16 protein-coding genes, 1 tRNA gene and 1 pseudogene are annotated in these 18641 nt (G+C 69.4%); 8 read left to right on the forward strand and 10 right to left on the reverse strand.

Annotation, left to right across the window (positions count from 1 at the left end; genetic code table 11):
- Positions 1 to 118: 118 nt before the first annotated feature.
- Positions 119 to 610 (forward strand): Rieske (2Fe-2S) protein, encoded by a 492-nt coding sequence (locus JHY01_RS12360; protein ID WP_205325947.1) that lies wholly within the window; start codon positions 119 to 121, stop codon positions 608 to 610.
- 125 nt (positions 611 to 735) lie between these two features.
- Here JHY01_RS12360 and JHY01_RS12365 read toward each other — a convergent pair whose 3' ends face one another.
- The 4 genes from JHY01_RS12365 to JHY01_RS12380 form a co-directional block, all read right to left on the reverse strand.
- Positions 736 to 1125, reverse strand: coding sequence for a DUF3151 domain-containing protein (locus tag JHY01_RS12365; RefSeq protein ID WP_205325948.1), 390 nt, complete (start codon positions 1123 to 1125; stop codon positions 736 to 738).
- 45 nt (positions 1126 to 1170) lie between these two features.
- Complete coding sequence (gene nhaA, locus JHY01_RS12370) at positions 1171 to 2619, reverse strand: Na+/H+ antiporter NhaA (RefSeq protein WP_205325949.1); 1449 nt, start codon at positions 2617 to 2619, stop codon at positions 1171 to 1173.
- Between the two features lie 43 nt (positions 2620 to 2662).
- On the reverse strand, positions 2663 to 4195 hold the full coding sequence (locus JHY01_RS12375; protein WP_307814412.1) for an alanine/glycine:cation symporter family protein: 1533 nt from the start codon (positions 4193 to 4195) through the stop codon (positions 2663 to 2665).
- A gap of 151 nt (positions 4196 to 4346) precedes the next feature.
- Positions 4347 to 4784 carry a Fur family transcriptional regulator gene (locus JHY01_RS12380; RefSeq protein ID WP_205325950.1) on the reverse strand — a complete coding sequence of 146 codons (438 nt, stop codon included), beginning with the start codon at positions 4782 to 4784 and terminating at the stop codon, positions 4347 to 4349.
- Between the two features lie 179 nt (positions 4785 to 4963).
- Between JHY01_RS12380 and JHY01_RS12385 the strand changes: the two genes are divergently transcribed.
- Positions 4964 to 6433 (forward strand): catalase, encoded by a 1470-nt coding sequence (locus JHY01_RS12385; protein WP_205325951.1) that lies wholly within the window; start codon positions 4964 to 4966, stop codon positions 6431 to 6433.
- Between the two features lie 262 nt (positions 6434 to 6695).
- Here the strand turns inward: JHY01_RS12385 and JHY01_RS12390 are convergent, their stop codons facing one another.
- The gene (locus JHY01_RS12390; protein WP_205325952.1) at positions 6696 to 7289 is read right to left on the reverse strand and encodes a helix-turn-helix domain-containing protein; all 594 of its coding nucleotides are present in this window, start codon (positions 7287 to 7289) and stop codon (positions 6696 to 6698) included.
- A 107-nt stretch (positions 7290 to 7396) separates the two neighbouring features.
- Here JHY01_RS12390 and JHY01_RS12395 point away from each other — a divergent pair, with 107 nt between their 5' ends.
- Complete coding sequence (locus JHY01_RS12395) at positions 7397 to 8170, forward strand: TSUP family transporter (protein ID WP_374199525.1); 774 nt, start codon at positions 7397 to 7399, stop codon at positions 8168 to 8170.
- Here JHY01_RS12395 and JHY01_RS12400 read toward each other — a convergent pair.
- Positions 8167 to 9264 (reverse strand): calcium:proton antiporter, encoded by a 1098-nt coding sequence (locus JHY01_RS12400; RefSeq protein WP_205325954.1) that lies wholly within the window; start codon positions 9262 to 9264, stop codon positions 8167 to 8169. The genes JHY01_RS12395 and JHY01_RS12400 overlap by 4 nt on opposite strands.
- 164 nt (positions 9265 to 9428) lie before the next feature.
- On the opposite strand from JHY01_RS12400, the gene JHY01_RS12405 reads away from it, so the two are divergent.
- Entirely contained in the window at positions 9429 to 10808 is a 1380-nt protein-coding gene (locus tag JHY01_RS12405) for an aldehyde dehydrogenase family protein (protein ID WP_205325955.1), read from the forward strand.
- A 150-nt stretch (positions 10809 to 10958) separates the two neighbouring features.
- On the opposite strand, the pseudogene JHY01_RS26645 reads toward JHY01_RS12405, so the two are convergent.
- Positions 10959 to 11285: pseudogene (locus JHY01_RS26645) on the reverse strand (MarR family winged helix-turn-helix transcriptional regulator); the annotation flags it as partial.
- 96 nt (positions 11286 to 11381) lie between these two features.
- Between JHY01_RS26645 and JHY01_RS12410 the strand changes: the two are divergent.
- The 3 genes from JHY01_RS12410 (at position 11382) to JHY01_RS12420 (ending at position 13260) form a co-directional block, all read left to right on the forward strand.
- Positions 11382 to 11819, forward strand: coding sequence for a nuclear transport factor 2 family protein (locus JHY01_RS12410; RefSeq protein ID WP_205325956.1), 438 nt, complete (start codon positions 11382 to 11384; stop codon positions 11817 to 11819).
- A gap of 78 nt (positions 11820 to 11897) precedes the next feature.
- The gene (locus tag JHY01_RS12415; RefSeq protein WP_205325957.1) at positions 11898 to 12344 is read left to right on the forward strand and encodes a nuclear transport factor 2 family protein; all 447 of its coding nucleotides are present in this window, start codon (positions 11898 to 11900) and stop codon (positions 12342 to 12344) included.
- Positions 12345 to 12378: 34 nt separating this feature from the next.
- Positions 12379 to 13260, forward strand: coding sequence for a haloalkane dehalogenase (locus JHY01_RS12420; RefSeq protein WP_205325958.1), 882 nt, complete (start codon positions 12379 to 12381; stop codon positions 13258 to 13260).
- A 196-nt stretch (positions 13261 to 13456) separates the two neighbouring features.
- Here JHY01_RS12420 and JHY01_RS12425 read toward each other — a convergent pair whose 3' ends face one another.
- The 3 genes from JHY01_RS12425 to JHY01_RS12435 all read right to left on the reverse strand — a co-directional run bounded on the left by JHY01_RS12425 (position 13457) and on the right by JHY01_RS12435 (position 16919).
- Positions 13457 to 15505: a serine/threonine-protein kinase gene (locus JHY01_RS12425; RefSeq protein WP_205325959.1), complete on the reverse strand. Its 2049-nt coding sequence runs from the start codon at positions 15503 to 15505 to the stop codon at positions 13457 to 13459.
- Between the two features lie 121 nt (positions 15506 to 15626).
- On the reverse strand, positions 15627 to 16658 hold the full coding sequence (locus JHY01_RS12430) for an SAM-dependent methyltransferase (protein ID WP_205325960.1): 1032 nt from the start codon (positions 16656 to 16658) through the stop codon (positions 15627 to 15629).
- Positions 16659 to 16842: 184 nt separating this feature from the next.
- A tRNA-Phe gene (locus JHY01_RS12435) sits at positions 16843 to 16919 on the reverse strand.
- Positions 16920 to 17172: 253 nt separating this feature from the next.
- On the opposite strand from JHY01_RS12435, the gene JHY01_RS12440 reads away from it, so the two are divergent.
- A complete protein-coding gene (locus tag JHY01_RS12440) occupies positions 17173 to 18393 on the forward strand; it encodes a glycoside hydrolase family 27 protein (protein WP_240192708.1) in 1221 nt (406 codons plus the stop codon).
- Positions 18394 to 18641: the final 248 nt, after the last annotated feature.

Here is an 18641-nt window from a genome sequence, read left to right on the forward strand (position 1 = left end):
CGTGACAAGCTCGGGTTTGCGGCGTTAGCGTTGCGGCCGCAGGCGTCGCAACGGCACGGCCCCGGCTCGCAGGCACGCCGCGGCCGGCCATGGCGCCCCGAGCGCGAGGAGCTTGACTATGACCGATACCACGAACGGATCCGATCTGGCGGGGCAGGTGCTGTCCAGGGGCGTGGCCTCACGCCGCGGCGTGATGTGCGGGCTGGCGGGGCTGGGGGCGGCGGGTGCGCTCGCGGCGTGCGGGACCGCCGAGTCCCCGAACGGGTCCGATGCGACCGCGGGCGCGGCGGATTCGTCCACTGAGGGCGGTTCGACGGACGGCGGCGGCGCGGCGGGCATCGCGTCGACTTCGGACGTTCCCGTGGGCGGGGGCCTCGTGGTGGACGAGACGGTGATCGTGCAGCCGACTGCTGACGAGTTCCTGGCGTTCTCGGCGGTGTGCCCGCATCAGGGCGCCATCGTCGCGGCCCCTGACGCGGACGGCAACATCATCTGCCCGCGGCACCAGTCGACGTGGACGATCGAGGGCGAGCTGGAGCAGGGCCCGGCGGAGTCGGCCCTGTCCGAGGTGGCGATCACCGTCGAGGACGGCCAGATCTCACTCGCTTAGGCACCAGCGAGAAGCGGCCGGGGCGCTTGGCGCTCCGGCCGCTTTCGCATTGCCCGTTCAGGGCTCTCGGGTTTCGCTCCGAGCGGTTCGGGCCCGCGGGCCCCGTCCGGTTCGCGGGCGCCGCCCTACGTCAGGGCGTCGGCGGCGGCCGGGTCGGAGTCGCGCAGGAACTGCGCGCAGCGGGCGGCCTCGTCGGCTTCGCCGATGGCCGCGGCGGCGCGGGAGAGCTGGTGCAGGGACTTGAGGAAGCCGCGGTTCGGCTTGTGGTCCCAGGGGATCGGGCCGTGGCCCTTCCAGCCGCTGCGGCGCAGCTGGTCGAGGCCGCGGTGGTATCCGGTGCGCGCGAAGGCGTACGCGGCGACGTCGTCGCCCGACTCCAGGGCGTTCTTCGCGAGGCGGGCCCAGGCGGCGCAGAACCACGGGAAGCGGCGGACCGTGTCCTCGGGCGTGTGCTCGTCGAGGAACTTCCTGGCCTCGGTGTCCTCGGGCAGTTTCGTCGCCGGAGGCTGGGACATGAGATTCTGCGGAGCCAAGACGGCGTCCCTCCAAAAGTAGGGTTCTCACTCTAGGGTCGAGTCGCTGTGAAAGCAGTGGGCCAAGCCTAACCCCGCGTTCGCGGCGTCCTCCACAGCCCGCTGGTCCTCGGGATCTTCCTCGGACTGCGGGGTCTTCGGGGCGGTCAGGTGGACCGCGAGGGCGCCGAGTGCGGCGGCGATGAAGGACGCGCAGAGGACGCCGATCTTGCCTTCGTCGGTGAGGAGCTGGGCGCCGCCGCCGCGGAAGGCGAGCTCGGTGATGAACAGCGCCACGGTGAAGCCGATGCCGGCGACCATGGCGATGGCGGCGAGGAGCGGCCAGGTGGTGCCGGTGGGCATGCGGCCCCAGCCGAGTCGCACGACGATCCAGGTGACGGCGGTGATGCCGACGAGTTTGCCGACGACGAGGCCGAGGATGATCCCGAGCGTCACCGTGGAGGTGAGCGCGGTCGCGAACAGGTCGGAGGAGAGGGCGACGCCGGCGTTGGCGAGGGCGAACAGCGGGAGGACCACGAACGAGGAGAACCGGTGGTTGCGGGCCTGGACGCGCTCGGTGGGCGGCACGGCGTCGCGGGCGAACTTGACGAGCTGCTCCGTCTCCTCGGCGGTGAGGCCGCCCTTGGCCATGTGCTGGGCTTCGGCGTGGGCGACCTGCGGGTCGAGGAGGGGCTTGGCGGAGATGATGAGGCCCATGATGACGCCGGCGATGGTGGCGTGCACGCCGGATTCGAGCATGGCGAGCCACAGGAGCACGCCGATGATGAGGTAGACGGGCCCGGACCAGACGTTGAGGATCCGCAGCAGGATCGCGATGGCGGTGAGGACGCCGGCCGCGGCGAGCCAGGGCATGGAGAGGTCGTCGGTGTAGAACAGGGCGATGACGGCGATCGCGCCGAGGTCGTCGACGATGGCGAGGGTGAGCAGGAAGATCCGCGCCGACGAGGGGATGCGGGAGCCGAAGAGGGCGAGGACGCCGACGGCGAACGCGATGTCGGTGGCCATGGGGATGCCCCAGCCGTCGGCGCCCGCGCCGCCACTGTTGAGGGCGATGTAGATGAGGGCGGGCGCGGCCATGCCGCCGACGGCGGCGGCGATGGGCGGGACGGCGTTGCGGGGGTTGGAGAGTTCACCGGAGACGATCTCGCTCTTGATCTCCACGCCCACGACGAAGAAGAAGATGGCCATGAGGCCGTCGTTGATCCAGTCCTTGAACGTGTGGTGGAGTTCGAAGTCGCCGAAGGCGAACGTGATGTCGAGGCCCCACACCGCCGTGTAGGAGTCGGCCCACGGGGAGTTCGCCCACAGCATGGCCACGACGGCGCAGGCGACGAGGACGACGCCCGCCGCCGGTTCGATCTTGAGGAACTCGGCGGCGGGGCGGCCTACGTAACGGGCGAACGAGCTTCGCGAGTAGAGGAACGCCGGCTCCGAGCGCCAGATGGGTGACTTCCACGGTTCCTTCGACTGCTCCATGCGGGAGAGCCTATCGACGCATAGGCCGCATGTACAAGTGTCGTCACTTTTCGTATGCGGGAGCCGGTGCCTCCTCGGCGGTCTCGGACTCCCACACGCGCAAGCCCTTCAAGCCGGGCGCCGCCTCGCGGGTGAACACCGGGTCGAGGCCTTCGCCGCGCTGCCGGTCGTAGTCGCGCAGGACCTTCACGACCACACCGGACAGCGCGAGCACGGCGATGAGGTTCACCGTGGCCATGAGGCCCATGGTGACGTCGGCGAAGCTCCACACGGTGTCGAGCGAGGCGATCGAGCCGAGGAAGACCAGGCCCACCACGATGATCCGCAGACCGTGGACCATGAAGGGCCGGTCGAACAGGTACTTGACGCTGGCCTCGCCGTAGTAGTAGTTGCCGACCACCGACGTGAAGGTGAAGAGCACCAGGATGAGCGCCATGATCTGGAGGGCCCAGCCGCCGAGGGCGGCGTCGACGCCGCGGGTGACGAGGTTGACGTTCGAGTCGCCGTAGACCGGGCTGGTGGTCAGGATGATGAACGCCGAGATGGTGCACAGGAAGAGGGTGTCGAAGTAGACGCCGAACGCCTGGGTGAGGCCCTGCTTGACCGGGTGGGACACCGACGCGGTCGCGCCCGCGTTCGGCGCCGAGCCCATGCCGCCCTCGTTGGAGAACATGCCGCGGCGCACGCCCATCATGAGGACGGTGCCGATGGTCGCGCCGGCGAACTGCTCGATGCCGAAGGCGGAGTTGAAGATGTCCGACACCGCGCCGGGGATCCGGTCGGCGTTGACGACCACGACGGCCGTGCCGATGAGCAGGTAGACCAGGGCCATGAAGGGCACGGCGATCTGGGTGACGTGGGCGATGCGCTTGAGGCCGCCGAAGATGACCACGGCGGTGAGCGAGGCGAGCACGATGCCGACCACGACCGAGGTGCCGTCGCTCGTCGCGACGCCCATGCCGGAGAGCGAGTCGTTGACCGCGCCGGTGAACGTGTTGGCCTGCACCATGTTGAAGCTGAAGGGGTAGGTGAAGATGAGGATGACCGAGAAGATCACGCCCATCCACGGGAGCCCGAGGCCGTGCTTCATGTAGTAGGCCGGGCCGCCCTTGAAACCGCCCGCGGCGGTGCGCTCCTTGTAGACCTGCGCGAGCGTGGACTCGGCGAAGGCGGTGCCGGCGACGACGATCGCCATGAGCCACATCCAGAAGACCGCGCCGGGGCCGCCGACGGCGATGGCGGCCGAGACGCCGACGATGTTGCCGGTGCCGACGCGGGCCGCGGAGGAGACCGCGAACGCCTGGAACGCCGAGATGTTCTTCGTGCCGTCGGGCAGGTCGCCCGGGTCCTCGCGGAGCCCGCGGAACATCTGGCCGATCAGGCGGAACTGCACGCCCTTGGTGACGACGAGGTAGATCACGCTGGTGATGACGATCAGCGGGATGATGCCCCACTGCCAGAACTGGTCGTTGACCGTCAGTATCTGCTTGACGAGGTCGTCCACTCGGGGCTCCTTCGATCGGGCGGCGGGCAGGCTCGTGACCTGAACCTGGTTGGCGAGCAGGGTGTGCGCCACCGGTTCAGGGTCGCCGACGGCCCGCCGACCGTAACGGAGCGGAATAGGACAAAGCAAGCCAATGGCGTGGTCGTGACCGTTTCGTCACCGAAGCGCGACTAGAGCGCGACAGTCCGTCCGCGCAGCCGTCACTCGAGCGTGCTCGCGCCCCTCAGGCTTGCGCGCCTTCAGCAGCGGCCGTTCGACACTCCGGGCACAGGCCCCGGTACGTGATCGAGGCGCGGGTGACGCTGAAGCCGTGCCGCTCGTCGCCCGGGAGCCAGTCCACCGGGTCGGCCATGGCGTGCACGTCCTTCATGAGGCCGCAGCCCTCGCAGATGAGGTGGTGGTGCTCGTGGTCGGCGTTCGGGTCATAGCGCTTCGAACGGCCGTCGAGCGTGAGCTCGAGGACCTCGCCGAGCGCGACCATCTCGTTGAGCGTGTTGTAGACCGTGGCGCGCGAGAGCTCGGGCATGCGCTCGACCGCGCGCTCCAGGATCTGCTCGGCGGTGAAGTGCACGTGGGAGCCCTCGAGCGTCTCAGCGATCACGCGTCGCTGAGGAGTGATGCGCCAGTTGTGGCGCCGAAGTCGGGTAACGAGGTCGCTCATACTGTTCTCTCACGCGGTCGGGGCATTGAACACCACTCTAGCAGGCGAAACGCTGTGGCACTACTTACCCTGGACTGGATCTTGTCTTAGACTTAGTCTAAGCTAGGATCGTGTCGAAACCAAGGATTCCGCCAGCGGCCGTGCTGCGGGGATCTGCGAACACAAGAGAGGGCCACGCTATGAGCGAGCAGTTCGACAACACTGCTGGGCCGCTGACCACCGAGTCCGGCGCGCCGATCTCCAACAACAACCAGAGCGAGGCCGCCGGCGTCGGCGGGCCGCTGCTCATCCAGGACCAGGTGCTGCTCGAGAAGCTCGCCCACTTCAACCGCGAGCGCATCCCCGAACGCGTCGTCCACGCCCGCGGCGCGGGCGCCTACGGCACCTTCACCGTGACCGCCGACGTCACCGAGTACACGAAGGCCAAGTTCCTTTCCCAGGTGGGCAAGGAGACCGAGACGTTCCTGCGCTTCTCCACCGTGGCCGACTCCCTCGGCGGCGCCGACGCCCGCCGCGACCCGCGCGGCTGGGCCCTGAAGTTCTACACCGAAGAGGGCAACTACGACCTCGTCGGCAACAACACCCCGGTGTTCTTCATCCGCGACGCCATCAAGTTCCCCGACTTCATCCACACCCAGAAGCGCGACCCGTACACCGGTTCGCAGGAGGCCGACAACGTGTGGGACTTCTGGGGCCTCTCCCCCGAGTCCACCCACCAGGTCACCTGGCTGTTCGGCGACCGCGGCATCCCCGCGTCCTACCGCCACATGGACGGCTTCGGCTCCCACACCTTCCAGTGGGTCAACGAGGCCGGCGAGCAGTTCTGGGTCAAGTACCACTTCAAGACCGACCAGGGCATCAAGAACCTCACCCAGGACGAGGCCAACAAGCTCGCGGGCGAGGACCCCGACTCGCACCAGCGCGACCTGCGCGAGTCGATCGAGCGCGGCGACTTCCCGTCCTGGACCGTGCAGGTGCAGATCATGCCCGCCGCCGAGGCCGCGACCTACCGGTACAACCCGTTCGACCTCACCAAGGTGTGGCTCAACGAGGACTACCCGCGCATCACCATCGGCAAGCTCGAGCTCAACCGCAACCCGGAGAACATCTTCGCCGAGGTCGAGCAGTCGGTCTTCTCCCCCGCGCACTTCGTGCCGGGCATCGGCCCGTCGCCGGACAAGATGCTGCAGGGCCGCCTGTTCGCGTACGGCGACGCGCACCGCTACCGCGTCGGCGTCAACGCCGACCACCTGCCGGTCAACCGCCCGCACGCCACCGTCGCGCGCAACGGCAACCGCGACGGCCAGGGCTACGACGGGCGCCACGGCGGCCAGAAGAACTACGAGCCGAACTCCTTCGGCGGCCCGTACGAGACCGGCCGGCCGCTGTGGGGCCCGACGCAGCTCAGCGGCCCGACCGGCGAGTGGGAGACCCCCAAGCACGCCGAGGACGACGACTACGTGCAGGCCGGCAAGCTCTACCGCCTCATGAGCGAGGACGAGCAGGACCGCCTCATCGCGAACCTCGCCGGGTTCATCGCGAAGGTCAGCCGCGACGACATCGCCGAGCGCGCCATCGCGAACTTCGCGAAGGCCGACGAGAACTACGGCAAGCGCCTCGCCACCGCGGTAGCGGAGCTGCGCAAGTAAGACGCGTTGAGAGCGGCGGGCGGGAGTAGCCGCCAGGCCCGCGGCTTCTCGACAGCGATCCGGTCCGGTGCGCCCGCGAGGGGCGCCGGCCCGAATCCGACCGCCCGGTCGGGGCCTTGGGAAGGGCACCCCGACCGGGCGTTTCGCGTCCGCGGCCGCAGCACCCTGAACATCGCATCCTCGACCCCGCGCCCCGAACCGGCTGTCCCTGAACGCGAAGCGGCCCGGCGGTTCGCACCGCCGGGCCCGTCCGCTTCGCGGGTCAGTCCTCCAGGACCCGCCCGCACTCGCCGCATTCCGGCGGTTTCTGGCGAGGCACCTCGATGAACTCCTCGGCCACGATCCACAGCTTCCACTGCCCGTCGCCCTCGCGGTTGACGGTGATCGACGTGATGTCGTCCCGGCTCGGCCGCTCCAGGCCCCACATGATGTCCAAGGGCGCCTGGTGCTTCGCGAGCTTCACCTCACGGCCCTTCAGGTAGTAGCCGGCCCGCGAGTACACCAGCTGCGTCTGCTCCCCGTGCTCCTTCGGCGCCGGCTCACGGCAGCGGCCGTTGAGGAACGAGTGGTACTCCGTGTGGAGCTGCCGCGCGATCTGCTGCAGCGGCACCGACGAATAGACCTTCACCCACCGGTTCGCGGGCTGGTTCTTCCATTTCGTGAGACGGGCCGAGATCTCCGCGTACGAGATCTTCTCCCCCTTCGCGCGCCACTCACGCTGGAACACCGACAGCGACCAGTTGTACACGGCCCGAACCGCTTCCAGCGTCTCCTCCAGGTTCCGCCGCTGCTGCTCATCGGGGTCGAACGTATACTCGTAGCCGCGTTTCACCAAGTGGGTCATAGGCTTCGTCATGTCCATGACCTGTTGATATCAGACGATTACACACCGACACGTGTTCCTCACCTCATCGGCGTGTCTGCCAGCCGCTCGGCAAGTAACTTGGCGAGGTGCCCTTCGACATCGACCCCGGCCTGTTCGCCCTGCTCATCGCCGCGGCCGTCTTCGCCGGATGGGTCGACGCGGTCGTCGGCGGCGGCGGCCTCATCCAGCTCCCCATGCTCCTGGTGGCCTTTCCCACAGCACCCGCCGCGCTCATGCTGGGCACGAACAAGATGGCCTCCGTCTTCGGCACCACCACCTCCGCGATCGCCTACGCCCGCAAGATCAAACTCGAACACCGGCTGCTGTGGCCCACCGTCGGCCTCGCCCTGCTCGGCTCCGGCGCGGGCGCCCTCGCCGCCCTCTCGGTCTCCTCGGACGCGTTGAAACCCATCATCATCGCCGTACTCCTCGCCGTGCTCGTCCTCGTCGCCGCGAAACCGCAACTCGGCCTCGAAGCGAAACCCGAACTGCACACCCGGCTGCGCGGCGCCGCCGTCATGGTCGTGTGCGGACTCGCCATCGCCTTCTACGACGGCATCATCGGCCCCGGCACCGGGATCTTCCTCGCCGTCGCCTTCACGACCCTCCTCGGCATGGACTTCCTCGCCGCCGCCGCCCACACGAAAGTGGTCAACGCGACCACCAACCTCGGCGCGCTCATCGTCTTCGCCGCCCAGGACAACATCTGGTGGCTGCTCGGCGCCGTCATGGGCCTGGGCACCATGCTCGGCGCCTGGTTCGGCGCCCGCACCGCGATGTCCAAGGGCAGCAAGTTCGTGCGCATCGTCCTCGTGATCGTCGTCCTCGCACTCCTGGCCCGCCTGACCTGGGACGTCTACACCGGCCGCTAAGGGTTGACCGCCAGGAACAGATAGGCCGCCAGCAGCGCCAGATGCACGCCGCCCTGCAAGCGCGTCGCCCGGCCCGGCACGATCGTCAGGACGCTGACGACCACCGTGAGACCGAGCAGCACGATCTCCGTCGAACCCAAACCCAGCAGCAGCGGCCCGTCCATGAAGAACGACGCCACCGCGATCACCGGAATCGTCAGACCGATCGACGCGATCGCCGAACCGTAGCCCAAGTTGATGCTGGTCTGGATCCGGTTGCGCGACGCCGCGCGAATCGCCGCGATCGACTCCGGCAGCAGCACCAGCAGCGCGATCGCCACACCCACCGACGACGCCGGGAACCCCGCCGCGAGCACCCCGGCCTTGATCGCCGGCGACTCGGCCTTCGCCAGACCCACGACGCCCACCAACGCGACCATGAGCATCACGAGACTCAGCAGCGCGGTCCTCCCGCTCGGCGGCTCGGCATGCGACTCCTCGGCGACGACCCCGCCCTCCGTCACCGGCAGGAAGAAGTCGCGATGGCGCACCGTCTGCGTGAACACGAACAGACCCCAGAGCGTGATCGAGGCGAGCGCGGCGAAGACCAGCTGCGACGACGAGTACTCCGGGCCGGACTCACTGGTGGTGAACGTCGGCAACACCAGACCGAGCGTCGCGAGCGTGGCCACGGTGGCGAGGGCCGCACCGCTGCCTTCGGGGTTGAAGAGCGTCGTGCCGAATTTGAGGGCGCCGACGAGGAGGGCGATGCCGACGATGCCGTTGGTGGTGATCATGACGGCGGCGAACACCGTGTCGCGGGCGAGGGTCTCGGCTTCGGAGCCGCCGCCGGCCATGACGGTGACGATGAGCGCGACCTCGATGACGGTGACGGCTACGGCGAGGACGAGGGAGCCGAAGGGCTCCCCGACGCGGTGGGCGACGACCTCGGCGTGGTGGACCGCGGCGAGGACGGTGGCGACGAGGGCGAGCGCGGCGAGGATCACCAGCGGCGCACCGAGCTCCCGGCCCCAGACCCCGGCCAGTACCGCCACCCCGAGGATCGGGGCGATGACATGGGGAGCGAGCAGCGGGTTTCCCTTGACGGCGGCCATGGGCGCATGGTTTCACAAACCGCCTGCGCGGCAGTGCGTCTTCACCGATCCGATGGAACCGCCCACACACCGTTGATCGTCCCCATTGTCCCTGGCAGCATCGGAGGGCACCGGGCGCGTGCGCGGCCCTCCCGCCCCGAGGCGATTCCCGCTAGGCTCATGGCATGACCGGCAACGACATTCACTCCTCGGTGACCCGACTCCGCGCGCACTACGCCACCGGACGCACCAAGCCGCTGCCGTGGCGGCTCGAGCAGCTCAAGGGCCTCGACCGGATGCTGCGCGAAGCCGGAGACGAACTCGCCGACGCCCTCCGGGCCGACCTCGGCAAGTCCGCCCCCGAGTCGTTCCTCGCCGAGATCGACTTCGTCGCCGCCGAGGTGCGGGCGCTGCGCAAGCACCTGCGGACCTGGTTCCGGCCCAAGCGGGTCCACACGCCGCCGCACCTCCAGCCCGCGAAGGCGTACGTGCTGCGCGAACCGCTCGGCGTCGTCACCGTCATCGGGCCGTTCAACTATCCGGTGCAGCTGCTCCTCGCCCCGCTCGCGGGCGCATTGGCCTGCGGGAACGCGGTGGTCGTGAAGCCGAGCGAGGCCGCGTCGGCCACGGCGGCGGTGCTGGACCGGCTCATCCGCGAGTACCTCGACGGCGACGCGGTGGCCGTCGTGCAGGGCGGCCCGTTCGAGACGGCGGCGCTGCTGGCGGAGCGGGTCGACCACATCTTCTTCACCGGTTCGGCGCGGGTCGGCAAGATCGTCGCGAAGGCCGCCGCCGAGCACCTCACGCCCGTCACACTCGAACTGGGCGGGAAGAGCCCGGCGATCGTCGAACCGGGCGCCGACCTGGCGACGGCCGCGCGGCGCATCGCGTGGGGCAAGTTCATGAACGCCGGGCAGACCTGCATCGCCCCCGACTACGTGCTCGCCGTCGACGGCGTCGGCCCCGAGCTGGAGAAGCACCTGGCGGAGGCCGTGCGGGAGATGTACGGCCACTCGCCGAGCGAGAGCCCCGACTTCGGCCGGGTCATCGACGAGGGGGCGTTCGACCGCCTCGCGCGGTTCCTCGGCGAAGGCCGGCTCGTGATCGGCGGCGGGCACAAGCGGGAGAGCCGCTACATCGCGCCCACCGTCCTCGCCGACATCACTCCTGACGACTCGGTGATGGGCGAAGAGGTGTTCGGGCCGATCCTGCCGATCCTCGCCGTGGACACCATCGACGACGCGATCGCCTACGTCAACGAGGGCGAGAAGCCGCTCGCCTTGTACGCCTTCACGAACTCGGACCTGACACGGCGGAAGCTGTTGACCCGCACGGCGTCAGGCGCGGTCGGCTTCAACGTCCCGATGGCGCACATCGACGTCCCGGGCCTGCCGTTCGGCGGGGTCGGGCGCTCCGGGCTCGGGGCGTACCACGGGAAGGCCTCGATCGAGACGTTCAGCCACGCGAAGTCGGTGCTGGACAAGCCGTTGGCGCCGGACACGATGCGGGTGGTGTACCCGCCGTTCACGGCCTTCAAGGAGCAGGTGCTGCGGCGGCTGCGCTGACCGTAAGCTCCCGGCGAGGTGGGCGTTGACGCGGGTCAGCAGGCTGAACAACTGCTCGCGCTCGGCTTCGCTGAGCGGCGCCATGACGTGCTCGTGCACGCCGGCGAGGAGGCCGTCGAGTTCGGCGAAGCGTCCGGCTCCGGCCTCGGTCATGGTGACGACGTTGCGGCGCTTGTCGGCCGGGTCGGGTCCGCGCTGCACGTAGCCGCCGTGCTCCAGCGCGTTGATCACCGCGACCAGGTCTGAGCGGTAGATCCCGGTGCGGTCGGCGATGGCGGCCTGGCTGGAGGGCCCGAACTGGTGGAGCGTCGCGAGCACCACGAAGTGGAACCTCGTCGCGCCGACCGCGGCCAGCGCTTCCTGGGCCACCTTGCTCACCTGTGCGGCGGTCATGCCCATGAGGCGCGAGAACTGGCGCTTGAGCGGCTGCGGTGTCTTGTCCCCGAGGTCGAACCGCAGTTCAGCGTTGTTGTCCATGGATCGATCCTAGCCCGCTTGCGTTAGTGTTCCTAACGATGTATATTCGTTAGCAACACGAACGTTAGTAACACTAATCAATTTAAGGAGCCCTTCATGCGCACCGCCGAAACCCTGATCCGCGAACTCGCCGACCGCGCCGAGATCACCGAACTCCTTGCCCGCCAGAGTCTCTGGCTCGACGAGCGCGCCCTGGACCGGACCGCCGAGATCTTCACCGCCGACGTGGTCGCCCGCACCCCGGGCGGCCACGTCCACGGCGCCGAGGCCGTCGCCGAGCACGCGATCAGCCGCCACGGCGAGTACGACCGCACGGTCCACGCGATCCACAGCCCGATCATCGACCTGGCCGGCGACGAAGCCGTCGTCGACTGCGGCGTCAAAGCCGTGTTCATCGTCAACGGACGCAAGGCCGTCCAGCTCGTCGAGGCCCGCTATCGGTTCGGCGCCCGCCGCACCGCCGACGGCTGGCGCTTCTCGAGCATCGCCGTCACCCCGATCGCCCGCACCGTCGGCGTCGAGCAGACCCTGTAGCGCCCCTTCGCGATCCGCGACAGGGCCGCACTGCACCCAAAACCGTTAGTCAGACGAACGAATCCAAGGAGCGTTCCCGTGTCCCTCGACAGCACCGACACCGCGACCCTCATCCGCGAACTCGCCGACCGCGCCGCGCTCGACGACCTCGTCGCCCGCCACAGCGTGTGGATCGACGAGGCGCGCTGGGACCAGACCGACCGCCTCTTCACCGACGACGTCGTCGCCTCGTCCCTCCGCGGCGAAGCCCACGGCATCGAAGCGCTGATCGCACTCGTGGACAAGGGCCACGACACCATCGCGAGCACCCTGCACAACAAGACCGGCGTCATCATCGACCTCGACGGCGACACCGCCACGGTCCGAGCCCATGACATCGGCGTCTTCATCTACGACGACGAGACGGCGGCGATCGCCGCCGGCATCCACCACTACCGGGCCCGCCGCACCGAGGACGGCTGGCGCTTCGACCGGCTCCGAGTCGAGCCGGTCGCCCTGACCACCGCCCTCGACCGGGCCCTCTGAACCGCCCCACCGCAACCGAAAGGGACCCCAGACCATGAACACCGTCGACCTCCTCGACTCGCACCTGTCCTACGTCGAAGCCGGCGAAGGCGACACCACCGTGGTGCTCCTGCACGGCAACCCGACCTCGTCGCACATCTGGCGGCACGTCATCCCCCGGATCTCCGGCGCGGCCCGCGTCATCGCCCCCGACCTCATCGGCATGGGCGCCTCCGGCAAACCCGACATCGCCTACGAGTACGCCGACCACGCCGCGTACCTCGAGGCCTTCCTCGAAGCGCTCGGCGTCGCGAACCCCGTCCTCGTCGGCTACGACTGGGGCGGCTCGCTCGCCCTCGACTGGGCCGCTTCGAGACATGCCGCGAAGCGTCCCGGGCGGGCGCGAGGCGTCGTCCTCATGGAGACCTTCCTGCGGCCCATGACCTGGAGCGAGTTCCCCGCGGGAGCCGTCGAGTTCTTCCGCACCCTGCGCACCCCCGGCGCGGGCGAACAGATGGCCCTGGAGGAGAACTGGTTCATCGAGAACGCCCTCCGCGCCACCAACGGCGGCATCTCGGACGAGGACCTGGCCGTCTACCGCAAGCCCTATCCCGACCCGGCCTCGCGCAAGCCGCTCCTGGCCTGGCCCAGGCAGATTCCGCTCGCCGAGGACGGCGGCGTCCACGAACCGGCCGCGGTGGCCGAGCGCTTCAGGGCCTACGGCGACTGGATGGCGCGCACCCCCGACGTGCCGAAGCTCCTGCTCACGGCCGGCCCGAACGGCCTCGGTTCGCCCGCGATGATCGCATGGGCCCGCGAGCACGTGGCGGGCCTGGAGGTCGCGAGCATCGGCGAGGAGGTCGGGCACCACGCCCCCGAAGACGCGCCCGAGGCGATCGCCGACGCGGTTCTGGGCCTGCTCGGAAGGCTCGCGTGAGCCGAGGACGCCCCGGGGCGCGAAAAAAGAGCCCTGGCCGACGGTGACGACGGCCAGGGCTCTACCCCTCGAAGACAAGTCTGCAAAGATCATACCAACTCACTTGCGCGCGCTAGAGCAGGGCCGGTGGAACCGGATCACCCACGCCCCCAAGGAAGTCGTAGGACTCTACAGGACGCTCCAGTCTATTTTGGACCTAGAGGTAACGCCAGCAGACCGTGTAGGCGTGCTCCGGGAAGTCATTGCTCATCCAGGTGCTCCAGCCGTCGTTCCCGCACCAGTCCAGGTTCTCGTACTCGTCGATGCGACCGGTGACATAGGTGTTCGCGCTGTCGCAGTCCGCGAACGTGAACAACGCCGTCCCCGCATCCGGGTCACCGCTCATCGACATGCAGTCGTCCTGCGTCGCGTACCCCATGTCGTCCGGATAGATCATGCTCAAGCACAACACCACATCCAGATAGGACTGCGCGGTGGTGAACGTGTAGTTCTGGTTGTAGTACACCGACGCCGAGCACGAACCCGGATCACTCACGCCCTCAAGGCGTTCCAGCACCTCGAACGCGCCCTCCTGGCAGTCGATCGGATACCACTCCGAGACGCTGTCGTTCGGCCCGAACACGCACTCGCCGACCTCCGCGTGATACGCCTCCCCGTTGGGGTGCAGGTAACTCAAGCACAGCACCAGGTTCCCCGCCGAAGACGAGACGCTGGTCGTCACGTCGTCGACCGAATCGCACGAGGACAGGTCAGTGGTGCCGTCGACGACCTCCACCACTTCGAAGCTCCCGTCCTCGCAGGACGACGGTTCGAGGTCCGCCGAGGTCGCATCGCCGTAATCCCAGAAGCAGTCGCCCACCACCGCGGCGACCACCGGATCCGTCTCGGTCTCGACCGGATCGGTCTCCTCACCGCCCAGACCCGAGTCGCCACCGCCGTCCCCGTCCGACGCCCCGTCGCTCAGCGCCCGGTCCGGGTCCTCGCCGGCGTCCCCGCCCAGGTTCGGGAGCACCACGATCAACGCGATGACCACCACGGCCAGCACCCCGAGCACCGCGTACAAGACCGTCCGGTCCTGCTTCGGGCCCTGCTGCGGCAGATAGGGACCAGCCGGCGGCAGTACCGGCCCGCCGGGCTGCGTCGGCGCGCCCGCGGGCGCATGAACCGGGTTCGCGGGCGCGTACGCCGGAGCCGCGGGCGGCACGGGCGCATACCCCTGCGGCGCCGACATGTACGGCGGCTCAGGCGCATAGCTGATCGGCGCCGGCTCGGACGGCCCCGGCCGCGCGGGGACGATGCCCGGGCCGAACATCACCACCGTCCGGTCAGGACGCACCAACGTGTCCCAGCCGTGACGGCGGGCCAGCTCGGCGACCTCGGCCCGCTGCCGCTGCTCCGCAGCGGCGACGGCGGGCGGCCACGGCGCGGCCAACGGCTCACCGATGCGCAGCACCAGCTCGGCCGCGCTGATCCGCTCCGCGGGCTGCTTGCGCATGCAGGGTTCGACCAGGAACCGCAGCGCCTCGGGCAGACGCTCGAGACCGGGGTCGCCGTGCACGACCCGGTTCATGATCTCGTACAGCGCTGGGGCATCGAACGGATTCACGCCCGTGCTCGCGGTGATCACCGTGGTGCCCAAGGAGAACAGGTCCGAGGCGGGCCCGATGGACTGCCGCGCGACCTGTTCGGGCGACATGTACGCGGGCGCTCCGATGAGCGCGCCCGTCTGCGTGATCGAAGCCTCGCCCCCGGCCTCCTCGGTGACGCGCGCGATCCCGAAATCGATGAGGCGCACGCCGTCGTCCGCGAGGATCACGTTCGAGGGCTTCAGGTCCCGATGGACGACACCGTAGGAGTGGATCTCCGCCAGCGCGGCGGCGAGGCCGTGCATGAGGCGCCTGGTGGAGGCTTCATCCAAGGGCCCGTTGGCGTTCAGGGCTTCGGCGAGGGTGGGGCCGTGGAAGAACTCCGAGGCGAGCCAAGGTTCGGGGGCGTGCTCGTCCGAGCCGAGGACGGCGGCGGTCCAACGGCTCGCGGCGACCTCGCGGGAGGTGATGACCTCGCGGCGGAAGCGGAACCGGAACTGGGGGTCGTGGAGGAGGTCGGGACGCATGACCTTGAGCGCCACCAGTTGTCCGTCGCCTGCGGCGGCGAGGAGGACGCGGCCCATGCCTCCCTCGCCGAGTTCGGCGAGGACCCGGTAGGGCCCGATCTCCCGCGGCTGGTCATCGCGGAGTGGCTTCATGCGACGGCTCCTGTTTCGGCGATTGGATTCGCAACGCTAGAACCCCCCGTCACAACTCTGTCATGACGGGCCGACGCCGATATCCCCAATTCGAGCCAGGCTCCGCGGCGGGCGCTCGCGTTCAGTCGAAGCGGCGGAGGACCACGGTGAGCTCGTTGCGGTTGTGCCGCAGCTGCCTTGCGAACTCGATGTCGTACGCGGCGCCGAGGATCGCGAAGGACTCGTCGATCTGCTCCAGCACGTGGTGGGCGCCGGTCTTGAGCGTGGTCACGGCCACGCCGAAGGGTTTGAGGAGTCGGGCGGAGTCGACCATGAGGCGGCTGGAGCGGTCGGGGCTCATCTTCATGTCGTTGACGAGGAGATCGAACCGGTCCCCGGTCTCACGGAGGAAGTTGCCCGCGGTGGTGCGCTCGTGGACGACGCCGGGGAGTTTCAGGACGCGCGGATCGAGGTCGCCGGGGTCGACGGCGGTGGTGCGGTAGCCGCGTTCGGCGAGGATGCGGGTCCAGCCGCCGGGCGCGGCGCCGTAGTCGAGGGCGGTGCCCTTGGGCTCGATGCCCTCGTCGATCGGATAGGCCTTGAACAGCTCTTCGAGTTTGAACTCGGCACGGGAGACCTGGTCGGGGGTCTTGGAGAGGCGGACTTCGCCGCCGGGCCAGGAGGAGAGGCTGTCGGCGACGCGGTTGACGCCGACGATCGCGGTCTTGGGGGTGAAGCAGATGGAGACGGCGACGGGGCTGCCGGTGCGGGTGACCTGGTAGCCGCGGTCGGTCAGGACCTGGGCGGCCCGCTCCCAGGCGTCGTGGCGGCTGAACTTGTAGGCGGTCTTGCCGCTCAACCAGATCTGCAGAGCGACCTCGGAGGTCGCGTACTCCCGGATCGCGGTGTCGAGGAAGTCGACGACCGATTCGAGCCCGGTGGCGGCGTGGTCGTATTCGGCGACGACGTTGGTGAGGTGCCGCGGGAAGACCAGCGGCGCCCGGCTGGCGAGCACGGCGAGGTCCTTGGCGGTGGAGTGCGCGGTCTCGATGACGGCGGACTCCTCGCCGACGCGGCGGACCTCGACGGCGTCCTCGACATGGTGGAGGAGTTCCTCCTTGGCGACGGGCCAGGAGTCGGCCGCCATGGAGAGCAGGGTCTTGCGTGTTGCCATGCCGTGGATCCCTCTGCGTGATGCGGACGCCCGCCGCGTCTCGGGGGACATTCGCGACCAGTGTATTCATCGCGGACGTTCACCTCACGCGATGCCCGCATGTCGGCAGTCACAAGGCCTGCGGCAACCCCCTGCAGCAAGAAATCCCGTCCGTCGGTCTCACGACCGGCGAACGGGATTCGAGTGGTGGCCAGGGCCGGGATCGAACCGGCGACCTACCGCTTTTCAGGCGGTCGCTCGTACCAACTGAGCTACCTGGCCAGGAGGTGCACTTTGCGCACCGCCGTGAACACTGTACAGCACCGCCGGTCACTCGCTCCATGCGGCATTGCCGCGAACGTGACGGCGGCCCTCCGCGGGCACGCCTTCCCTTTCGCACGGGGTTGAACTGGCCGAACCCAAGGGCCGCAACCCCTTCCGGAGGCGTGGTCAGGGGCGTCGGCGGGCGCGGGTAGCGTAATGGGCCCCGACCCCCGAGGAGGTTTCTGTGACCCGACTCGCTGCTACGCCACCCATGGGCTGGAATTCATGGGATGTGTTCGGAACTTCAGTGACCGAAGCCGAGACCCGCGCGAACGCCGATTTCATCGCCGAGCACATGGCCGGACACGGCTGGGAGTACGTGGTCGTCGACATCCAGTGGTACGACCCCGCGGCCCGCGCGGGCGGCTACAACCTCGGCACCCGCCTCACCCTCGACGAGTACGGCCTGCCCCAGCCGGCCCCGAACCGCTTCCCGTCGGCCGCGAACGGGGCCGGGTTCAAGCCCCTCGCCGACTACGTGCACTCGTTGGGTCTGAAGTTCGGCGTCCACATCCTCCGGGGCATCCCGCGCCAAGCGGTCGCGGCGGACACCCCCATCAAGGGCAGCGAGTACTCGGCGGCGCAGATCCCCGACCGCGAGCGGGTCTCCTCGTGGATCGACGACAACTGGGGCATCGACCACTCCCACCCGGGCGGGCAGGCCTACTACGACGCGCTGGTCCGCCAGTTCGCGGCATGGGGCGTGGACTACATCAAGGCCGACGACATGATCGCCCCCTATTGGGAGGACGAGGTCGAGGCGTTCTGGCACGCGGTCGACGCGGTCGACCGCGACATCGTGCTCAGCCTCTCCCCCGGGATGAGCCTCTCGACCGACCACGCCGAGCACCTGCAGGCGCATTCGCACCTGTGGCGCATCTCGGCGGATCTGTGGGACCGCTGGCGCGACATCGACACCCAGTTCGACCTGCTCCGCGACTGGTCGCCCTTCGCGGGCCCGGGCCACTGGCCCGACGCCGACATGCTCCCGTTGGGGCACATGGGTATCCGCGCCGAGGTCGGCGAGCCCAGGCAGAGCCTGCTGACGCCCGACGAGCAGCGGACGATGCTCACCCTGTGGTGCATCGCCCGCTCACCGCTGATGGTCGGCGCCGATCTGCCGACGTCGAGCGCTGAAACGATCGAACTGCTGACGAACCCCGAAGTGCTGGCGGCCCAGCGCCACTCCGCCGACGCCCGCGAGGTCTGGCGCGAGGGCCGGCACGTCGCCTGGGCCTCCGCCGATGGGGCCTTCGCGGCGGTCTTCAACCGCGGCTCCGAAGCGGCCGAGCTGCAGTTGCCCTGGGAAACGCTGGGGCTGGCGCAGCCGGTGCATGTGCGCGACTGCTGGAGCCGCTCGGACATCGTGCCGGGGGATCATCTGCGGGTGAAGCTCCAGCCGCACAGCTCGGCACTGTTCAAGTTGTCCTGAACGGACAATGATCGACAGCCTGCTGCGGCCGGTGATGCTGTCGTGTTGCGGGGGGGGGGGGGGGGGGGGGGCGCGCCCCCCCCGGGGTGGGACCCGCCGGGGGGGGGGGGGGGGGGGTGGCGGGGGGGGGGCCCCCCCGGGGGGGGGTGTTGGGGGGGGGGGGGGGGGGGGGGGGGGGGGGTGCGCTCGCGGCGTGCGGGACCGCCGAGTCCCCGAACGGGTCCGATGCGACCGCGGGCGCGGCGGAT

This window comes from Glycomyces sp. YM15, assembly GCF_016918015.1.
Taxonomy (GTDB): domain Bacteria; phylum Actinomycetota; class Actinomycetes; order Mycobacteriales; family Micromonosporaceae; genus Glycomyces.

Bases quoted from the DNA above. Each gene is read 5' to 3' on its own strand.
- JHY01_RS12405 (WP_205325955.1), top strand. From the start codon at position 9,429: ATGACCGGCAACGACATTCACTCCTCGGTGACCCGACTCCGCGCGCAC.
- JHY01_RS12440 (WP_240192708.1), top strand. From the start codon at position 17,173: ATGGGCTGGAATTCATGGGATGTGTTCGGAACTTCAGTGACCGAAGCC.
- JHY01_RS12420 (WP_205325958.1), top strand. From the start codon at position 12,379: ATGAACACCGTCGACCTCCTCGACTCGCACCTGTCCTACGTCGAAGCC.
- JHY01_RS12360 (WP_205325947.1), top strand. From the start codon at position 119: ATGACCGATACCACGAACGGATCCGATCTGGCGGGGCAGGTGCTGTCC.
- nhaA (WP_205325949.1), bottom strand. From the start codon at position 2,619: ATGGAGCAGTCGAAGGAACCGTGGAAGTCACCCATCTGGCGCTCGGAG.
- JHY01_RS12365 (WP_205325948.1), bottom strand. From the start codon at position 1,125: ATGTCCCAGCCTCCGGCGACGAAACTGCCCGAGGACACCGAGGCCAGG.
- JHY01_RS12425 (WP_205325959.1), bottom strand. From the start codon at position 15,505: ATGAAGCCACTCCGCGATGACCAGCCGCGGGAGATCGGGCCCTACCGG.
- JHY01_RS12385 (WP_205325951.1), top strand. From the start codon at position 4,964: ATGAGCGAGCAGTTCGACAACACTGCTGGGCCGCTGACCACCGAGTCC.
- JHY01_RS12380 (WP_205325950.1), bottom strand. From the start codon at position 4,784: ATGAGCGACCTCGTTACCCGACTTCGGCGCCACAACTGGCGCATCACT.
- JHY01_RS12400 (WP_205325954.1), bottom strand. From the start codon at position 9,264: ATGGCCGCCGTCAAGGGAAACCCGCTGCTCGCTCCCCATGTCATCGCC.
- JHY01_RS12430 (WP_205325960.1), bottom strand. From the start codon at position 16,658: ATGGCAACACGCAAGACCCTGCTCTCCATGGCGGCCGACTCCTGGCCC.
- JHY01_RS12390 (WP_205325952.1), bottom strand. From the start codon at position 7,289: ATGACGAAGCCTATGACCCACTTGGTGAAACGCGGCTACGAGTATACG.
- JHY01_RS12410 (WP_205325956.1), top strand. From the start codon at position 11,382: ATGCGCACCGCCGAAACCCTGATCCGCGAACTCGCCGACCGCGCCGAG.